Origin of the sequence: Anaerocolumna sedimenticola, from assembly GCF_009931695.1 — a bacterium.
GTDB lineage: Bacteria > Bacillota > Clostridia > Lachnospirales > Lachnospiraceae > Anaerocolumna > Anaerocolumna sedimenticola.
In genome coordinates this window covers 93,843-110,326 of record NZ_CP048000.1, presented here as the reverse complement: position 1 = coordinate 110,326, position 16,484 = coordinate 93,843, and the positions used below count along the sequence as shown (strand labels likewise).

Annotated in this window: 21 protein-coding genes; 16 read left to right on the top strand and 5 right to left on the bottom strand. The window is 36.5% G+C overall.

Going from position 1 to position 16,484, the window contains the following annotated elements; genetic code table 11:
• Window positions 1-11 precede the first annotated feature (11 nt).
• From Ana3638_RS00435 to Ana3638_RS00420, 4 genes are all read left to right on the top strand, one after another.
• Window positions 12-1,391, top strand: a complete 1,380-nt coding sequence (locus Ana3638_RS00435; RefSeq protein ID WP_161836051.1) for an ABC transporter substrate-binding protein — start codon at window positions 12-14, stop codon at window positions 1,389-1,391.
• A 292-nt stretch (window positions 1,392-1,683) separates the two neighbouring features.
• Window positions 1,684-2,565 (top strand): carbohydrate ABC transporter permease, encoded by an 882-nt coding sequence (locus tag Ana3638_RS00430; protein WP_161836049.1) that lies wholly within the window; start codon window positions 1,684-1,686, stop codon window positions 2,563-2,565.
• A 13-nt stretch (window positions 2,566-2,578) separates the two neighbouring features.
• Window positions 2,579-3,430: a carbohydrate ABC transporter permease gene (locus Ana3638_RS00425; RefSeq protein WP_161836047.1), complete on the top strand. Its 852-nt coding sequence runs from the start codon at window positions 2,579-2,581 to the stop codon at window positions 3,428-3,430.
• Window positions 3,431-3,595: 165 nt separating this feature from the next.
• The gene (locus Ana3638_RS00420) at window positions 3,596-4,369 is read left to right on the top strand and encodes a response regulator transcription factor (protein ID WP_161836045.1); all 774 of its coding nucleotides are present in this window, start codon (window positions 3,596-3,598) and stop codon (window positions 4,367-4,369) included.
• A 281-nt stretch (window positions 4,370-4,650) separates the two neighbouring features.
• On the opposite strand, the gene Ana3638_RS00415 is transcribed toward Ana3638_RS00420, so the two are convergent.
• Window positions 4,651-4,815 carry a hypothetical protein gene (locus Ana3638_RS00415; protein WP_161836043.1) on the bottom strand — a complete coding sequence of 55 codons (165 nt, stop codon included), beginning with the start codon at window positions 4,813-4,815 and terminating at the stop codon, window positions 4,651-4,653.
• 40 nt (window positions 4,816-4,855) lie between these two features.
• A complete protein-coding gene (locus Ana3638_RS00410) occupies window positions 4,856-5,056 on the bottom strand; it encodes a hypothetical protein (RefSeq protein WP_161836041.1) in 201 nt (66 codons plus the stop codon).
• Window positions 5,057-5,205: 149 nt separating this feature from the next.
• Here Ana3638_RS00410 and Ana3638_RS00405 point away from each other — a divergent pair, with 149 nt between their 5' ends.
• The 3 genes from Ana3638_RS00405 (at window position 5,206) to Ana3638_RS24795 (ending at window position 7,493) form a co-directional block, all read left to right on the top strand.
• A complete protein-coding gene (locus tag Ana3638_RS00405) occupies window positions 5,206-5,397 on the top strand; it encodes a hypothetical protein (protein WP_161836039.1) in 192 nt (63 codons plus the stop codon).
• A 312-nt stretch (window positions 5,398-5,709) separates the two neighbouring features.
• Window positions 5,710-7,125, top strand: a complete 1,416-nt coding sequence (locus tag Ana3638_RS00400; RefSeq protein ID WP_246240635.1) for a methyl-accepting chemotaxis protein — start codon at window positions 5,710-5,712, stop codon at window positions 7,123-7,125.
• A 17-nt stretch (window positions 7,126-7,142) separates the two neighbouring features.
• Window positions 7,143-7,493, top strand: a complete 351-nt coding sequence (locus tag Ana3638_RS24795; protein WP_246240632.1) for a hypothetical protein — start codon at window positions 7,143-7,145, stop codon at window positions 7,491-7,493.
• Window positions 7,494-7,642: 149 nt separating this feature from the next.
• Here Ana3638_RS24795 and Ana3638_RS00395 read toward each other — a convergent pair whose 3' ends face one another.
• Complete coding sequence (locus Ana3638_RS00395) at window positions 7,643-7,996, bottom strand: hypothetical protein (RefSeq protein ID WP_161836037.1); 354 nt, start codon at window positions 7,994-7,996, stop codon at window positions 7,643-7,645.
• Between the two features lie 17 nt (window positions 7,997-8,013).
• Window positions 8,014-8,331, bottom strand: coding sequence for a hypothetical protein (locus Ana3638_RS00390; protein ID WP_161836035.1), 318 nt, complete (start codon window positions 8,329-8,331; stop codon window positions 8,014-8,016).
• A 232-nt stretch (window positions 8,332-8,563) separates the two neighbouring features.
• Between Ana3638_RS00390 and trxA the strand changes: the two genes are divergently transcribed.
• The 4 genes from trxA to Ana3638_RS00370 all read left to right on the top strand — a co-directional run bounded on the left by trxA (window position 8,564) and on the right by Ana3638_RS00370 (window position 10,783).
• The gene (gene trxA / locus Ana3638_RS00385) at window positions 8,564-8,881 is read left to right on the top strand and encodes a thioredoxin (RefSeq protein WP_161836033.1); all 318 of its coding nucleotides are present in this window, start codon (window positions 8,564-8,566) and stop codon (window positions 8,879-8,881) included.
• A 372-nt stretch (window positions 8,882-9,253) separates the two neighbouring features.
• Complete coding sequence (locus Ana3638_RS00380; protein ID WP_161836031.1) at window positions 9,254-9,721, top strand: hydrogenase maturation protease; 468 nt, start codon at window positions 9,254-9,256, stop codon at window positions 9,719-9,721.
• A 93-nt stretch (window positions 9,722-9,814) separates the two neighbouring features.
• Window positions 9,815-10,447, top strand: a complete 633-nt coding sequence (locus tag Ana3638_RS00375; RefSeq protein WP_246240629.1) for a cytochrome b5 domain-containing protein — start codon at window positions 9,815-9,817, stop codon at window positions 10,445-10,447.
• Window positions 10,448-10,522: 75 nt separating this feature from the next.
• On the top strand, window positions 10,523-10,783 hold the full coding sequence (locus Ana3638_RS00370; RefSeq protein ID WP_161836029.1) for a hypothetical protein: 261 nt from the start codon (window positions 10,523-10,525) through the stop codon (window positions 10,781-10,783).
• A gap of 331 nt (window positions 10,784-11,114) precedes the next feature.
• Here the strand turns inward: Ana3638_RS00370 and Ana3638_RS00365 are convergent, their stop codons facing one another.
• Window positions 11,115-11,537: a Fur family transcriptional regulator gene (locus Ana3638_RS00365; protein WP_161836027.1), complete on the bottom strand. Its 423-nt coding sequence runs from the start codon at window positions 11,535-11,537 to the stop codon at window positions 11,115-11,117.
• Window positions 11,538-11,908: 371 nt separating this feature from the next.
• On the opposite strand from Ana3638_RS00365, the gene Ana3638_RS00360 reads away from it, so the two are divergent.
• The 5 genes from Ana3638_RS00360 (at window position 11,909) to Ana3638_RS00340 (ending at window position 16,481) form a co-directional block, all read left to right on the top strand.
• A complete protein-coding gene (locus Ana3638_RS00360) occupies window positions 11,909-12,886 on the top strand; it encodes a metal ABC transporter substrate-binding protein (RefSeq protein ID WP_161836026.1) in 978 nt (325 codons plus the stop codon).
• 29 nt (window positions 12,887-12,915) lie between these two features.
• Entirely contained in the window at window positions 12,916-13,572 is a 657-nt protein-coding gene (locus Ana3638_RS00355; RefSeq protein WP_161836024.1) for a metal ABC transporter ATP-binding protein, read from the top strand.
• A 16-nt stretch (window positions 13,573-13,588) separates the two neighbouring features.
• Window positions 13,589-14,389 carry a metal ABC transporter permease gene (locus Ana3638_RS00350; RefSeq protein WP_161836022.1) on the top strand — a complete coding sequence of 267 codons (801 nt, stop codon included), beginning with the start codon at window positions 13,589-13,591 and terminating at the stop codon, window positions 14,387-14,389.
• A gap of 149 nt (window positions 14,390-14,538) precedes the next feature.
• Window positions 14,539-15,438 (top strand): helix-turn-helix transcriptional regulator, encoded by a 900-nt coding sequence (locus Ana3638_RS00345; protein WP_161836020.1) that lies wholly within the window; start codon window positions 14,539-14,541, stop codon window positions 15,436-15,438.
• Between the two features lie 146 nt (window positions 15,439-15,584).
• Complete coding sequence (locus tag Ana3638_RS00340; protein ID WP_161836018.1) at window positions 15,585-16,481, top strand: SPL family radical SAM protein; 897 nt, start codon at window positions 15,585-15,587, stop codon at window positions 16,479-16,481.
• Window positions 16,482-16,484: the final 3 nt, after the last annotated feature.

The following is a 16,484-nucleotide window of genomic DNA, read 5'->3' as shown; positions in this document are numbered from 1 at the left end:
GAGGAATATTTATGAAGAAGAATGTTAAAAAATACCTATCCATTCTTTTGACAGTCGTATTAATGGCTTCACTTATGACAGCATGTGGTAAAAAGCCGGCAGTAAAAGAAACGGCGCAGGAAACGGCGCAGGAAACAACCCAAAGCACTTCTGAAGATACTGCCGCAGCGGATACCAGTTCAGAACCGGCTGCTACACAAGAAGCAGCTGCACCAAATCCGGTGACCTTAACAACAGTGTCCATGTTCGGCGGTACGGATCCCAATGCAGGTAACTATCAGGCAATTAACGATCAGTTTATGAAAGACTATTCTTACATAACATTAGAAGATGATTCCCAATCATCTGACCAGGACTGGAAGACAAAAATAGCAGCTGACTTTGCAGTAGGCAATGAACCGGATGTTATCCAATATTTCACGGATGCCAATGCAAGTGACGTATTAGCCGCAGACAAATTTGTTACGATTGAAGAAATTAAAGCAGCTTATCCTGATTATGCAAAAGACACTCTGGATACGGCCCTGCAGGCAGCATCAAATCCGGATGGAGTTCAAAGAGCAGTGCCGACTACCGGTTACTGGGAAGGTTTATTCTGCAACAAAGATTTATTTGATCAATATAGTCTTGAACTTCCGACTGATTGGGATAAGATGACAAAAGCGATCGAAACTTTTAAAGCAAACGGCATCGTTCCCATTGCAGTTTCTTTAAACAATGTACCCCATTATTGGGTAGAGTTCTTAATGCTTTCAGCAGCTGGTCCGGAAGGTTATGCTACGGTTCCCACAGAAGCTCCTGAGGATTGGGTAAAAGGTCTTTCCATGTTTAAAACTTTAAGAGATATGGGAGCTTTTCCTGAAGATACCGACACCATTGATAATGATTTGGCAGGTGAGTTATTTAAAAATAAACAGGCAGCAATGCAGTTAGATGGTTCCTGGTATGCAGGCGGTATACCGGATCAGGATAAGACCGTCGTAGTAGCATTTCCTACAATACCTGGGGGCAAAGCGCCAGCCGGTGCTATGGTAGGCGGTATTTCCTCCGGTTTCTACATTACCAAAAAAGCTTGGGAAGATCCGGATAAGAAAGATGCTGCTGTTAAATTTGTAATGGCACACACCAATAAGGAATCCGTAACAAAATACTGGGGCGGCAATGGCCAGGCAGCTTGTGCCGTAGAACCGATTGCTAACATGACTTCCCTTGGAATTTCCGGTCTGGATTACAGCAGTGCGGCTACCAGTATCAGTGCACCGACTGATTCAAGAATTTCCCAGGAAGCATATAATACCTTAATATCCGGTATTGTAGGTGTATCCACAGGAGATGTTGATCCTGCTGATTTATTAAATGAAGTTCTATCCGTAAATGCAAGTAAAAAATAAGTAAACCGGCTGTTGCAAAATTCTTTGAGTATAAACTTACGGATGTGAATATGCAGGTAAGTATCATCAGGATTTTGCAGCAGCCACTTTTTAAGATTTTTACAATTAGAAATTGCGAAACCTCACTGTTATAAAAAAACTAAATAGTTTCGCAATTGTCTGTTATTTCCTCGAAAGCAAAGTGAGAATTAGCAAGCTTGCTTGCAATTATTCCAACGTGCACGGGAACCGAAGAAACTCGCAAAGCGTGTTTCTTCCAGTTAGCAATAGGTAGACGAAAGGCAGGTTATCAATGCTATATAAGAAGAAATTACCCCTACTCGCATTTTTATTGCCTGGATTTATTTTGATGCTGGTATTTTTATATGAACCCTTTATAGAAAATATTATCAACAGCTTTTATGATATGACCACTTTCGTAAGGATGCCGGGCCAGGAATGGAAATTCATTGGGCTGGATAATTTTAAAAAACTGTTTACTGACCTAAAAATCAGGATAGCAATTATTAATTCCTTTAAAATGATGGGTTTGACCATAATATTCCAGGTTGGCATCGCATTTATACTTGCTGTTCTTGTAAGTAACATAAAACGCGGACAACAATTTTTCCGTACTGTTTATTTTTTTCCAATTGTAATTTCCGCAACGGCAATCGGACTTATTTTTAAGTTATTTTACGCCTACAACGGCGGCATGTTAAACCAATTGCTAAAAGCACTGGCTATGAAACCGGTTAACTGGCTGGCTCCCAGTACCGCTTTTATTATGGTTTCCATACCTACTTTGTGGAGTTATGTAGGTTTTTATTTTGTAATTATGCTGACAGGGCTAAGCGATATTTCCGACGATGTATATGAAGCAGCCTCCATTGACGGTTGTTCCAAGTTTAAACAGGTGTTTTATATTACGATTCCTCTTCTTCGGGGAGTTATCTGCACTTGTATCACTTTAGGCGTAACAGGCGCCTTAAAAGTATTTGATTTGCCATGGGTTATCGTACCGAAGGGTGCTCCTCAGGGGTTAACTCATTTTCTTGGTACCTATATGTATGAACAGACTTTTACCATCAGCAATATTGATTATGGTTCAACCATAGCACTGGTAATCGTAATATTTGGGCTTGTTGTTGCACAGATAACGTCAAAAATATTAAAACCGGATGCAAATCTGTAAGGAGGTGTAACAATTGTCTCAGGTTAAAACAAAAAGAAAGAAACAGTTTTCCATTGCCCATGTGTTAATCTATTTCATTCTAATCTTTTGGGCAGTTACAACGGTATTTCCCTTTGTATGGGTTTTAAATAATTCATTTAAACCCTCAAGAGAGGTTGTTAACAGTACATTTTCACTTCCTAAGGAATTTACTTTTGATAACTATACCAATGCTTTCGGTAAACAAAATATATTAGTTTCTTATGAAAACAGCTTAATTATTTCCGGCAGTGTTACAATCGCCGTAATGATATTATCCACTATGATGGCTTTTGCCATGACACGTTATAATTTTAAGGGAAAAACACTGATTAATTCCTTAATTGTATCGAGCCTTATGTTTCCGGCCTTCTCAACCATTATTCCGGTGTTTAAAATGATGACGGGTATGGAACTCTTAAATAAACCCTTAAGTGTTATACTGCCCCAGGTTGCGGGAAATTTAAGTTTTGCAACCATTGTAATGATGGGATTTTTAAGAGGACTGCCTCTTGAGATGGAGGAAGCAGCTTATATGGAAGGAGCCGGAGTCAGTAAGGTATTTACCGGGATAATTGTACCTTTATCCAGACCGTCAATGGCGACCGTAGCAATATTTTGCTTTTTGTGGTCATATAATGATTTATTTACACAGTTGATCATGATTAGAAAAAGGACAAAATATCCCATCAGTACCCTGCTAAATGAAATCAGTTCCAAATACGGAACGGACTACGGACTAATGGCAGCATCGGTAACACTGATTGTTATACCGGTTTTAATTGTTTATATATTTTTACAAAAGAACATTATTAAAGGATTGACAGCCGGCGCAATCAAAGGGTAGAATTATGCCTAGGATGCTTAATTATGGGGAATGTTATTAGTTAAATTGTGGATATGTATTAAGGGGCTGTTGCAAATTCATAATATAGACATATGGGAGAATATGATACCATATTCTAAGTACAGTAATTATTAAAATTTGCAATAACCTCAGAAAAGGGGAAATATGTATAAAGTCGTTATTATTGATGATGAGCCTATTATAGTAGAAGGAATATCCCGTATGATACCCTGGGATAAATTTGGCTGTCAGATTGTTGCAACGGCAAATGACGGTATTGAAGGAACGGAAATAATAAGAGAGCAGAAGCCAAATATTCTGTTTTCTGATATCGCGATGCCGGGATTAGATGGATTAAGTATGGTAGCGGGACTAAAATCAGAATTTCCTAATACGGAAATCAGTATATTAACGGGATACCGTGACTTTGATTTTGCGCAGCGTGCAATACGCCTGGGGGTGACTAGATACCTTTTAAAACCCTCCAGTATGGATGAAATCAACGAAGCTATTGAAGCCATGGTCAGGAATCTTATGGCAAAACATATAATAGCGGAACCTACGGAGGGAGAACCGGAGGAAGAAGAGAAAGCAGATAATAATGCTGCGAGCAGTTTCATCGTAAATAATGCAATTAAATATATAGAATTAAATTATGCCCATAAACTTACTCTCTCTGAAGTGGCGGAGAAAACCTATATTAGTCAGTGGCATTTAAGTAAATTACTTAACCGCCATATGGGACAGAATTTTTCAGAAATACTGAACCACATCAGGATAAAGGAAGCACAAAAATTATTAAAAGACCCATCTCTGCGTATCGGAGATATTGCGGAGATGGTGGGATTCGTAGATATGGCTCATTTCTCAAGGGTTTTTAAGAAAAATCTGGGGACTTCCGCTAATGAATACCGAAATAAGGTTATTTCTAAGGAATAAATGATAAAAAAATGAATCTATATGCATAAGATCATAATATGGCATAATGGAGACGAATACAAAAAACCGGTTAAAAAGTGATTTCATATCATTTATTAACTGGTTTTTTTCTGTTATTATATGTAATAAATCGGAAATAGTATATACAAAACTGTATATTTGTATTAATGTTGCAAATATTAGACAGAAAAAGCACCATAATAATGCAAAATATAGTAGTTTAATCTGATAATTACTACTTAAATGGCTATTCCAAGTTAGTGGTGGATAAGATATGTTAGTTACTTATACACACCACTTTTTGATGCCTGAATAATAGCATCAAATGGAATACCATAATCCCTGTTCCTGCCATCAAACGATGTCCCGTATTTAGGAACCATCATTGTCATACGGGTAAAATCTGGCTTAGGAGTTTCAATCTTCCTATCGACAGTAAGTAACACCTACTTCAACCTTTTTAGGATGACATTGGTGTGTCACTCATTATTTTGTCTCCACGTCCTGATTAGGTTTATCTTTTTGTGCGTCATCATGTTCCTTTTGTAACGCTTCCATACCAATACGTATTAACTCCAAAGTAGCAGCCGAACGACTTGGATATCGGTTTTCGAAGCGAAAGTCATCAATCTTTTTTAGTAGTTCATCGTCTACAATGATAGTGTATCTTGGCTTCTCTGTTGGCATTTTCATCACCCCCAGTTCATATTATGCACAAGTTCATACGTTCTGTCAACAGGAAAAAGATATAAAATAGGTCTTGACAGGTTCAGAACCTATGAACTATAATATGGTCAGGTTCATAAGTTCAGACCCAACAGAAAGGAGTGATAAGTATGGCAACCGAACTCAAACGAATGACATTTGTTGTAACCCCTGAAATGGAACCATTGTTGGATGGATTCAAAAAGGATTTCTTCTATAACAGAACTCAATCTGACATGATTCGTACTCTCGTTGAGGCAGGGCTAGAGGCTTTAGCGACAGAAAAAAAAGAAAAAAATGAGCTTCAAAAACGGAATGTTTAGTACTTAACCGGAAGAAACACGCTTTGCGAGTTTCTTCGGTTCGCGTGCGCGTTGGAATTATTGCAAGCAAGCTTGCTAATTCTCACTTTGCTTTCGCGGAAATAATGTGGGTGGTTTATTCTTCCAAGATTAAGCCATCCACCACGAAGTTGGAATACCCGATAATTAACAATTGTCTTAAAAATTATACAAAAAATTAAAATATTATATTGTCTTTTTGTGTAGAATATTGTAGTGTTTTTATATACAGCAATGAATAATGATTAATTATAGACAAATTTCTACAGTAGTATTGACTAATGAGGAGGTTTTATGAGATTAAACAATTTAAAGGTAAGGACAAAAGTTTTATTTTTAGCTGGGTTTTTGTTAATGGTTTCTGTTTTAATGGGTGCAATCGCAATTATTGACCAGGAAAAATCAATTCAGATTAATATGCAGTCACTGGATAAAACGATTAGACAGGATTATGACAATAACCTTAAAAATCAGGTAGAAAATGTTATTTCCTTATTGGATGGTATTTATGCAAAGTATGAAGCTGGGGATTATACTTTGGATGAAGCAAAAAAGATAGCAGCTGACCTTATAAGAGGATTAAAATACGGAAACGGCGGATATTTTTGGGCAGATACCTATGAGGGTGTTAATATCGTTTTATTGGGGAAAGATACCGAAGGTACGAACCGTATGGATGCGGTTGATAATAAAGGAAATTCGTATATGAAGGATATCATAACTAATGGAAGAAAAGAGGGGGGCGGATTTTCAGAATATTGGTTCCCAAAAGAAGGAGAAACGGTACCATCACCTAAAAGAAGCTATAGTATTGCCTATGAACCTTTTGAATGGGTAATCGGAACAGGTAATTACATTGATTACATAGATAAACAGGTGAAAGATACTACCAAGGCAGAAAGAACGAAATCCAATGGTGATATTATACAGTTTGTAACGATATTTTTCATATCTATGGTAGTATCCATACTTTTTTCACTTTACATGTCCAGAAATCTAAATAACTCATTTACTGCCATTAGAAAATACCTGGAGATTCTGGCAAAAGGTAATTTTAAAGAAGAAATACCGGATATCTTTAAAAACAGAAAAGATGATTTTGGTATATTAGCGAAAGATTTAGAGATAATGAAAGATTCTGTTGCCGGTCTAATTGGAAGCACAAAAATAGAAGCAGATCAAATTATTCATGTAGTCGGTAATGTAAATGAAAATATGAAAGATTTAAACAGTAACATCGAAGATGTCTCTGCGACAACAGAAGAATTAGCAGCCAGTATGGAAGAAACTGCGGCATCAGCCCAGGAAATGACCTCCTCTTCCATGGAAATTGAAGAGGCAACCAGAAATATGGCGGAGAAAGCGGGAGAGGGAGCCGAACAGGCAGTTAAAATCAGCAAACGTGCAGAGAACACCAGACAGGAGGTTAAACACTCCCAGGAATTAATTAAAAGAGTCCGCAAAGAAATTCAGGGTAAATTAGAACAAGCTCTTAAGCAATCCCAGGTAGTAACTCAGATTAATGTGTTATCCGAAGCTATTATGGGTATTACTTCACAGACAAACCTGCTTGCATTAAATGCGGCTATCGAAGCAGCCAGAGCAGGGGAAGCCGGAAGAGGTTTTGCAGTCGTTGCGGAAGAAATTCGTAACTTGGCGGAACAGTCTAAAAATATGGTAGAACAGATTCAGGGGTTACAGGTGAAGTAATTTTAGCAGTGAATAACTTGTCAGATAGTTCCAACAGCCTATTGGATTTTGTCTCAAAAGATATAGAGGAAAGTTTTGAGAAATTTTTAGAGGTTGCAAATGCCTACAGCGAAGATGCAGTTTATGTAGATGCTCTTATTACGGATTTTAGTGCCGCATCGGAAGAATTATTAGCTTCTATCGGCAATGTTATTCTTTCTATTCATGAAGTTGCTAAAGCAGCATCGGAGGGAGCAATCGGTACCGGAGAAATAGCTGAGAAGGTGGCAAATATAACCGCTATGTCAAGTGAAATAACCGGTCAGGTGGATATTACACGGGGCAGTTCGGTGAGACTGCATAAAGAAATTGCAGGTTTTACGATTTAACCTTTTAAGTAACATTGAGGTTTTTATGAAGCTTCGCTTTGGCTAATAGTTATAAAGCTGGGACTATTTTTCATAGCCCCAGCTTTTATATAGGAGATCTTATTTAGCAGCGAACATAAGTTATTTTAACTTGATATAATTACTTTACCTTATACGGCATTATGAACAAAAGCAACAATTTTATCAATAGGAATATCTGTTACGGAACCAACATTATGGCAGCAGTGGTGACGTTCAAAATTCTGACCAAAATTCTGACCAAAATTCTGGCCTTCAAAGCCATTACCGTTTTCGCATTCATCAGAAGGTTCAAACGGAGAGGTAGGAGCAGATCCCTGATCGGTTACCAGGCGAACGAAATCACAGTTAACTGCTAATATAACACCTGTGAAGCCGGAACCGGATTCACCACCGCTGGCGGTAAATATAATTACTGTTTCTCCAATAAAACGTGAGATGTGTCTGATAAAGCCTTCATTATTAAAACCACTATTAAATGACATAGTTAAATCCTCCTTATTTAAATATCATTATGAACAAAGGATGCTATCCTATCAATCGGAATATCCACTACAGCGCCTACACGATTGCAGCAGTCCCTATCCTTTTTTCTGCCATTATTGCATTCGTCATTATTATTCCTCATTCCTAACGGGTTACTGGGAGCAGAACCCCTTTGTATAACCAAACGAACGAAATCACAATTAACCGCCAATACAACTCCGGTAAATCCAGAGCCGGATTCACCGCCACTGGTAGTAAAAATTGTTACTGTCTCGCCTATAAATTTACGGATATGATTTATAAAAAATTCATTTCCACTAAATCCACTTGTCATATTGAATCCTCCTTTAAGATTACTCAAGGTTTCCTTAACCTTGTTTTCAAGGTATTGGTAACTCTACAATATATTATGACTCTAAATATATTATTGTGACAAAATAAAACATAATAGTATAATTTTTTTTATTTATCAGTAATTATCATACTGTGACTCCATCACAGATAATAATTTTTATATGGTTATAATAAGATTATAGAATCAATAAAAAGAAAAAGGAGAATTAACTATGGGTGTATTAAAAATAACAAAACATAATTTTGAAAAAGAAGTATTACATTCAGATAAACCTGTATTATTAGATTTTTGGGCTTCCTGGTGCGGTCCATGTAAAATGGTAGCTCCTATTATTGATGAAGTTGCAGAAGAAACGAAAGAGGTAGTAAAAGTAGGGAAGATTAATATCGACGAAGAGGGAGAATTAGCAGAGGCATTCCGTATTATGAGTATACCTACTTTAGTAGTAGTAAAAGACGGTAAAGTAGTGGAAAGTTCAGTAGGAGTGAAACCCAAGAAAGCAATCCTTTCTTTAATCACAGAGGAATAAAGATGTGAATTTGATAATATAACCCTGATAGTAAGCTATAATTCAGAGTATTTTCATACAGACCGGAAGAAACTCGCAAAGCGTGTTTCTTCCGGTCTGTTTTTTATCTTATTTTTAAAGAAAACAGTATTATTCTACAACCTGTACTAATATAAATGAATAAAGATATATCCTACTGGCCGGTTGGAAACAACTCCTTTTGTATTGGATGCGCACAGTGGTGTTTCCCGGATGGTATGGATTCGTTAGTAACATATTTTATAAAAAATCTATCTGTTTTGAAAGGCCGCTGCAGTTGTTGAAAATTGGTATTAAATTGTATGGTATGTTCAAATTTTAAGTAATTTTGCAATTGTTTGAAGGAGAAGTAGGATGCTAAAATTGATCGCAATGGGAAACGTACTGATGAAAGATGACGGCATAGGTATCTTTATAGCAAAAGCAATGGAAGAAGAACTTAAAGTAAAAGGAGTAGAAGTTATATACGGGGAGACAGATTTTGGATATTGTATTTCCAAGGTAAATGATTTTGATACGGTAATAATTCTGGATGCGGCAAGTTATGGGAAAAGTCCGGGTGAAATATCCATGATACCGCTTAATCAATATACCTCCGAATACAGTGGATATACCCAGCATAGTTATAATTTGTTGGATATTTTAAAGCTTTATTATCCTAACCTGGAAGGTGATATTCTGGCTGTAGAAGTAAAAGAGATAACCTTTGGATTTGGTTTAACACAGGAATTACAAAAGAAGAAAAAAGATATAATAAAAGAGGTTCAGCATTATCTGGATTTATTGCAGGAAGAAAGAAGGGCGCAGGTTGAAAGAAAATAAAGATTAGAAAGGATGCCACATACAGATTCCTTCAACCTTTTTTAGTGGCTGTAACACATCTGTCTGCTGATGTGTTATGCAATAGGTGATAAGATGAAAGGTGAGTACGAATTAAAAGATATGATTAACCAGTTCGCAAAAGAGATCAGTTATTACAGCAAGATGGAAGCACTTGGGGTAACCCCCTATGAGAAGAATTATCATCAGAACCTGATAAAAGAGCGCACGGAAGAATTAATTATACAGCTGGAACGCAATTTGTCTAAAACTGGAAACCCTGTAATGCAGCAGTTTCCTGAGTATGTACCCGAAACAGTTTCGCAGCTGCCTCCTTTTGTTGCACCACCGCCATTAGAAATACCGGAGCAGGAGCCGGAAACAGTGGATTTTCCTCTGCCCGAAGCACCCGAGGCCGCGCCGGTTTCCGAAACACCAGAGACCGTACCGGAAACAGTTCCACCAGAGAATTTACCACAGCCGGAGACACCTGCGGAACAAAAGACTTTTACATTGGAGGAGTTAAAGAATTATAACGGGGAAAACGGCCGTCCTGCTTATGTAGCCGTTAATGGAGTTGTATATGATGTGAGCCAGAGAATACCCTGGGCAGGAGGAACCCATTTTGGTTTAGTCTCCGGAAATGATTTATCCGGTCAATTTATGGCATGCCATGGGGGAGTAAGGGCTGTTATAGAACAGCTTCCGGTGGTTGGAATATTAGTATAGGATTAATATTGTTTAAAAGAATGACAAGCCGGTTCGTGTTAAGGAATTTCAGACGAAAATATGGAGGATTAACAAATGCATGATATAATTTTATTAAATAAAATCACAGAAGAAGTAGAACTTTTAAGTAAAACAAATCATTTCAATAAGGTAAATAATTTATTAATCTGTTTAAATCCCATTAGTCATGTAAATGAGGATAACCTATACGACTATCTTCATCATGCAAATAAAAAATTATTTGGTTTATGGACAAAAATCAGAATAGAACGGGATGATATACCTGACCAGGTAGCCATACTAAAAAGTATAGAGGGAGAAAAATCTACAAAATAAATTGAGTTGAAAAGGGCATAGCAGCACAAAAAGTTAAAATTATAGGCGAAAGATTGTAGCTTATTCAATGGATTATTACATATTTTAAGGGAAGTTAATTTTAACTTCCCTTAAATAATTTCCGCGAAAGCAAAGTGTGAATTAGCAAGCTTGCTTGCAATCATTCGAACGCACATGCGAACCGGAGAAACTCGCAAAGTCTGTTTCTTCCGGTTTTATACATAATTATTTCTATTTATTATTATGGTAAGTGTTTTAATAGTATAATACATTTTATATCTTCTTAAAATCCTATGGCAATTTTTCCAGAATCAACTTCTGCTATGGTTATTTATTTTGTTTTGGCTTTTTTAGCAGCGCATTTCGGACATATACCAAAAAACTCCAAGTTATGACCTGTAATAACATAACCGGTTTCAGACGCCAGGTAATTCTCCAGACTTTCAAGGGGACAAGCATCAATGGGTATTCTTTCATTGCATAACGTACATAAAAGGGAATGCCTGTGGGTATGATTATTTATTTCATAATAAGTTTTGCCATCCTGGTGAAGCGCCTTCTTAATTACATTTTTATCCGCTAAAGCATTTAAAGCGCGGTATATGGTAGATATACTCATCTTCATATCTTTTGAGGTCAGCTCGTCGATTTCTTCTGCAGTTAGGGCAGTAGCTGCAGTTTCTAAAACAGATAATATAAGAATACGCTTTTTGGTTTGTTTTAGGTCGGCAGATTTTAATGTATTATTATCCAAGGTAGTTCACTCCTTTAAACTAACATAGGGTACTCAGTGTAAAGTTTTAATTATTAACGGATACTTAGTCTGAGGTGGTAATCTATGTTTATTCTCTTAAAATCATAGAATAGAGTTTGGCAATTGTCAAGAAGAAGAAATTATTTATCGTTTTTTGATAAGAATATATTAAGTATAAACCGGAAAATAAGTTTATTCAGTTTACTATATATCCTTATTTAATATGTTAAAAAGGATGTAATAAATTTTCATCCTTGACAGTAAGTAAATATCGTAGTATATTAAATGCAAATGATTTGCATTTGCGTTTGTTTCCGGAACGCAACTATAAGAAATTTTTATTTTATTAAAGAAAGATACGGTGATTTATAATGAAAAAATATTTAAAGATATTGGTTTTTCTGATAGCAATCTTTTCCTTTACCGCCTGCAGTAAGCAGCCAAAGGAAAATTCAATAAAAAGCACGGAAGTAGTGACTGAAAACCTGGATAAGAAGAATGATTCAAAAGATAAGAAACTTGAGGTATATACCAGTTTTTATCCCTTATATGACTTTGCTGTGAAAGTCGGCGGTGATAAAGTTCATATAACAAATCTTGTTCCGGCAGGTACGGAACCTCATGACTGGGAACCTGCGACAACGGATATTTTAAGCCTTGAGAAAGGGGATATACTGATATATAATGGTGTCGGTATGGAACACTGGATTGATCAGGTTACCTCCTCTCTTGAAAATGACAGCCTCATATTAGTGGAAGCATCCCAGGGACTTACCTTGTTAGAGAGAGAAGAGGAAGAAGGGGAAAGCGAAAGCGGCGAAGAGACGGCCTCGGATCCCCATGTCTGGTTAAGTATTAAAAATGCAAAAAAGGAAATGGAAACAATCAAAAATGCATTTGTAAAAGCAGATCCGGATAACGCTGCTTATTATGAACAGAATTTTAATAAATATGCAGCCGATTTTGATATTTTGGATTCAAAATTTACAAATGAATTATCGGTTTTAGCAAATAAAGATATTGTAGTTGCCCATCAGGCATTTGCTTATTTATGTACAGATTATGGTTTGAATCAGATAGCTATAGAAGGACTTGCAGCAGATTCCGAACCGGATGCAAAAAGAATGGCAGAAATTGTTGACTTTGCAAAAAGCAGGAATATCAAAACCATTTTTTTTGAAGAATTAGTAAGTCCCAAAGTGGCGGAAACCATCGCATCGGAAATCGGAGCAAAAACCGATGTTTTAAATCCGTTGGAGGGCCTGACTCAGGAACAGATAAATGCAGGTGAAGATTATTTATCTATAATGGACAGAAATCTGGAAGCTTTAGTAAATGCGCTGAAATAAATCAGGAAACAAAGGGGCAGGAGGCAGCCATGTATAGTATTGAAATGAAAAACCTTAGTTTTGGTTATGAGGATGGATTAATCCTGGATGATATTAATTTAAAAGTTGAAAAAGGGGATTATGTAGGAATTATAGGTTCCAACGGAACCGGGAAAAGTACCTTGATTAAATTAATGTTAGGATTACTGCAAACCAGAAACGGTACTATAAACAGAACTGTCAAGAATATAGGTTATGTTCCCCAGGTCGGGTTATCGGTTAAAGGTGATTTTCCTGCAACGGTAATGGAAGTTGTAATGCTTAATTTATACAGCAGTATCGGTTTATTTAAAAGGCCGAAAAAAAAGCATTATGATATGGCAGATAAGGCTTTAGCCATAGTCGGTATGTCAGAATATAAAGACAGATTAATCAGCAAGTTATCCGGAGGGCAGCAGCAAAGGGTTTTAATAGCAAAATCCCTGGCTAATAATCCTGAGATATTGATTTTGGATGAACCGATAGCCGGCATTGATTCGGAAAATGAGAAAAATATTTACCAATTGCTGTACCAACTAAACAGGGAAAACGGAATCACCATAATTATGGTGACTCACAGCATTCAGGATGTCAGAAATGCTATGAATAAGATCTATGAAATTAAAGATAAAAAGTTACATTTAATACAGGCAGAAAGTAATCAGTAAGGGGGAAAACTTTATTATGGATATGTTATTGCAGTACGATTTTATGCGGAAAGCATTTATAGTAGGTATTCTTCTTGCTGTTATCGTACCCTGTATTGGTATTATTGTAGTATTAAGGCGGTTATCCATGACAGGGGATGCCCTAAGTCATACATCCTTAGCGGGTGTAGCCCTGGGACTTATTATGGGTATGAATCCGGTATTAGGTGCCTCCATAGCCTGCATCTTTGCTGCCTTTGGCATAGAGTTTATACGTAAAAGGTTCCCCAAATATTCGGAAATATCTATTGCCGTTGTAATGTCTGCAGGGGTAGGTTTAGCCGGGGTACTTTCCGGATTTGTAAGCAATACCTCTAATTTTAATAGTTTTTTATTTGGCAGTATTGTTGCTATTACTGATTTTGAATTGTGGTTGGTTATCGGAATCAGTTTATTGGTCATTACTGTTTTTCTTATGCTGTATAAGGAACTTCTCTATATGGCATTTGATGAATCGGCTGCCCAATTGTCCGGAGTACCTGTCCGGACGATTAATATTGTATTTACCATATTAACCGCCCTGACCGTATCCGTTGCCTCAAGAACAGTAGGAGCACTTATTATTTCATCTTTAATGGTAATACCTGTTACCTGCGGAATGCAGTTCGGTAAAAGTTTTAAACAGACCTTATTATATTCCATCTCATTTGCAGTAATCTTTACCGTAACAGGTTTAACCCTATCCTTTTACAAAGGACTAAAACCGGGTGCCACCATAGTACTGACGGGGGTAGTTTTTCTGATATTAACATTTCCTTTTAAAAGTAAGAAAAAATAATTAAACGTTTTATAATTGAACCTATAGAAAACAACACTTTATAAATAGTTAAGATAATCGTTAGAAAAAATACCATAAAAAATAGAATAGTAAAAAATTTGACATCATATTGTCACAGGATAATGTTTCAATGAGCTTGGGTGATGAATATGCAGGTAAATCGATTATTTGAAATAGTATATATTCTGTTAAATAAAAATTATATAACGGCCAAAGAACTGGCTGAACATTTTGAAGTCTCCGTACGAACCATATATAGGGATATTGATGTATTGTGTCAATCAGGGATTCCTATTTATACCAGTAAGGGTAAGGGCGGAGGTATCGGATTACTGGATAATTTTGTGCTGAATAAATCCGTATTGTCAAAAGGGGAGCAGGAAGATATCCTGTCTGCACTCCAGGGATTAAGTGCTACTAATTATCCGGATTTAGATAAGGTACTGAATAAGTTAAGTAATCTGTTTGGAACCAAACAAAATAATTGGATAGAAGTTGATTATTCCGACTGGAGTAATACGCAGAAAAATAAATTTAATCTGATTAAAACAGCGGTTTTACAAAAAAAAATTTTAAAATTTCAATATTATAACAGCTATGGGGAAAAAGGAAGCAGAGAAGTGGAACCCCTTCAATTATGGTTTAAAAATAAAAGCTGGTATTTAAAAGCTTACTGCAGGACTAAAAACGATATAAGAACCTTTAAATTAAATAGAATAAAAGAATTGAGCATCTTGAATGAGCAATTTACAAGAGACTTATCTCAGGATATCGTATCGATTCAGGAGAATATACCTCAAATACCGCAGGAAGCGATCAAACTTAGAATTTCTTCTTCACAGGCTTACCGTATTTATGATGAATTTGATGAAGATCAAATAGAAAAAGAAAAGGACGGTGGTTTTATTATTACCATGACTTATCCGGAGGATGATTGGGTATACGGACTAATTTTATCTTATGGAAATTATGCCAAAGTATTGGAACCAATCAGGGTCAGGGAAATAATAAAAAATAAGTTGAAAGAAACATTACATTCGTACGATTAATATGACACGCTGATGTCATGTTTGGCATGATAGAATGATTAGAAGGCAGAACATATAAAGCCTTGATTGATAAGTGAAGAGGAAAGGGCTTTTGTGTCCTGTCTCGCAATGAAATAATAGATTTTAGCAGTAAGAAGAGGTATCTTATGCAATATATTCCTGCAAAAACGATTGTTACCAAGACAAAGAATACTTCCTGGTTCGGAACGGATTACAATATGAATATCTATAAAGGATGCTGCCATGGCTGTATCTATTGTGACAGCAGGAGTGACTGCTACCGGGTAGATCATTTTGATACGGTTAGGGCAAAAGAAAATGCCCTGGAAATTATTCGGGATGAACTCAGGCGTAAGATTAAGACAGGAGTTATTGGTACAGGGTCCATGAGTGATCCTTATAATCCTTTTGAGAAAGAGCTTAATTTAACCAGACATGCCCTGGAATTAGCGGATGCTTTTCAGTTTGGTATTGCTATTGCAACAAAAAGTTCTTTGATAACCCGGGATATTGATATTCTGCAGACAATGAAAGAGCATTCTCCGGTTATCTGTAAAATAACAATAACTAATACGGATGATGCCGTATCCGGATTAATAGAACCTAATACAGATTCCTCCTCTAAGAGGTTTGAGGCAATCCGCAAACTGTCGGAAGCGGGAATTTTTGCCGGAATACTGTTTATGCCGGTTCTTCCATTCATTAATGATAACAAAGAGAATGTTATAAATATGGTGCAGCTTGCTAAAGAAAACGGAGCCAGGTTTATCTATCCCGCATTTGGCGTGACACTTCGAAATAACCAGAGGGAATATTTTTATGAGAAACTGGATGAAGCTTTTCCCGGGTTAAAAACCAAATATATCAGCCGTTATGGTGACAGATATCAATGTACCAGTCCTAATGCAAGGGAATTGTATCGGCTGTTTGCTCATGAGTGTGAGAAAAATCATATATTATATCATATGAAAGACATTATAGCCAGTTATAAATCAGGATATGGATATAATCAATTATCCCTCTTTAACTTTATAGGTGACTGAAAC

Excerpts from the sequence above, each read along its gene's own strand:
- Ana3638_RS00410 (WP_161836041.1), bottom strand. The coding sequence starts at position 5,056 with ATGCCAACAGAGAAGCCAAGATACACTATCATTGTAGACGATGAACTA.
- Ana3638_RS00435 (WP_161836051.1), top strand. The coding sequence starts at position 12 with ATGAAGAAGAATGTTAAAAAATACCTATCCATTCTTTTGACAGTCGTA.
- Ana3638_RS00390 (WP_161836035.1), bottom strand. The coding sequence starts at position 8,331 with ATGACAAGTGGATTTAGTGGAAATGAATTTTTTATAAATCATATCCGT.
- Ana3638_RS00380 (WP_161836031.1), top strand. The coding sequence starts at position 9,254 with ATGCTAAAATTGATCGCAATGGGAAACGTACTGATGAAAGATGACGGC.
- Ana3638_RS00395 (WP_161836037.1), bottom strand. The coding sequence starts at position 7,996 with ATGTCATTTAATAGTGGTTTTAATAATGAAGGCTTTATCAGACACATC.
- Ana3638_RS00430 (WP_161836049.1), top strand. The coding sequence starts at position 1,684 with ATGCTATATAAGAAGAAATTACCCCTACTCGCATTTTTATTGCCTGGA.
- Ana3638_RS00400 (WP_246240635.1), top strand. The coding sequence starts at position 5,710 with ATGAGATTAAACAATTTAAAGGTAAGGACAAAAGTTTTATTTTTAGCT.
- Ana3638_RS00345 (WP_161836020.1), top strand. The coding sequence starts at position 14,539 with ATGCAGGTAAATCGATTATTTGAAATAGTATATATTCTGTTAAATAAA.
- Ana3638_RS00405 (WP_161836039.1), top strand. The coding sequence starts at position 5,206 with ATGGCAACCGAACTCAAACGAATGACATTTGTTGTAACCCCTGAAATG.
- Ana3638_RS00360 (WP_161836026.1), top strand. The coding sequence starts at position 11,909 with ATGAAAAAATATTTAAAGATATTGGTTTTTCTGATAGCAATCTTTTCC.
- Ana3638_RS00375 (WP_246240629.1), top strand. The coding sequence starts at position 9,815 with ATGAAAGGTGAGTACGAATTAAAAGATATGATTAACCAGTTCGCAAAA.
- Ana3638_RS00370 (WP_161836029.1), top strand. The coding sequence starts at position 10,523 with ATGCATGATATAATTTTATTAAATAAAATCACAGAAGAAGTAGAACTT.
- Ana3638_RS00340 (WP_161836018.1), top strand. The coding sequence starts at position 15,585 with ATGCAATATATTCCTGCAAAAACGATTGTTACCAAGACAAAGAATACT.
- Ana3638_RS00420 (WP_161836045.1), top strand. The coding sequence starts at position 3,596 with ATGTATAAAGTCGTTATTATTGATGATGAGCCTATTATAGTAGAAGGA.
- Ana3638_RS00355 (WP_161836024.1), top strand. The coding sequence starts at position 12,916 with ATGTATAGTATTGAAATGAAAAACCTTAGTTTTGGTTATGAGGATGGA.
- trxA (WP_161836033.1), top strand. The coding sequence starts at position 8,564 with ATGGGTGTATTAAAAATAACAAAACATAATTTTGAAAAAGAAGTATTA.
- Ana3638_RS00350 (WP_161836022.1), top strand. The coding sequence starts at position 13,589 with ATGGATATGTTATTGCAGTACGATTTTATGCGGAAAGCATTTATAGTA.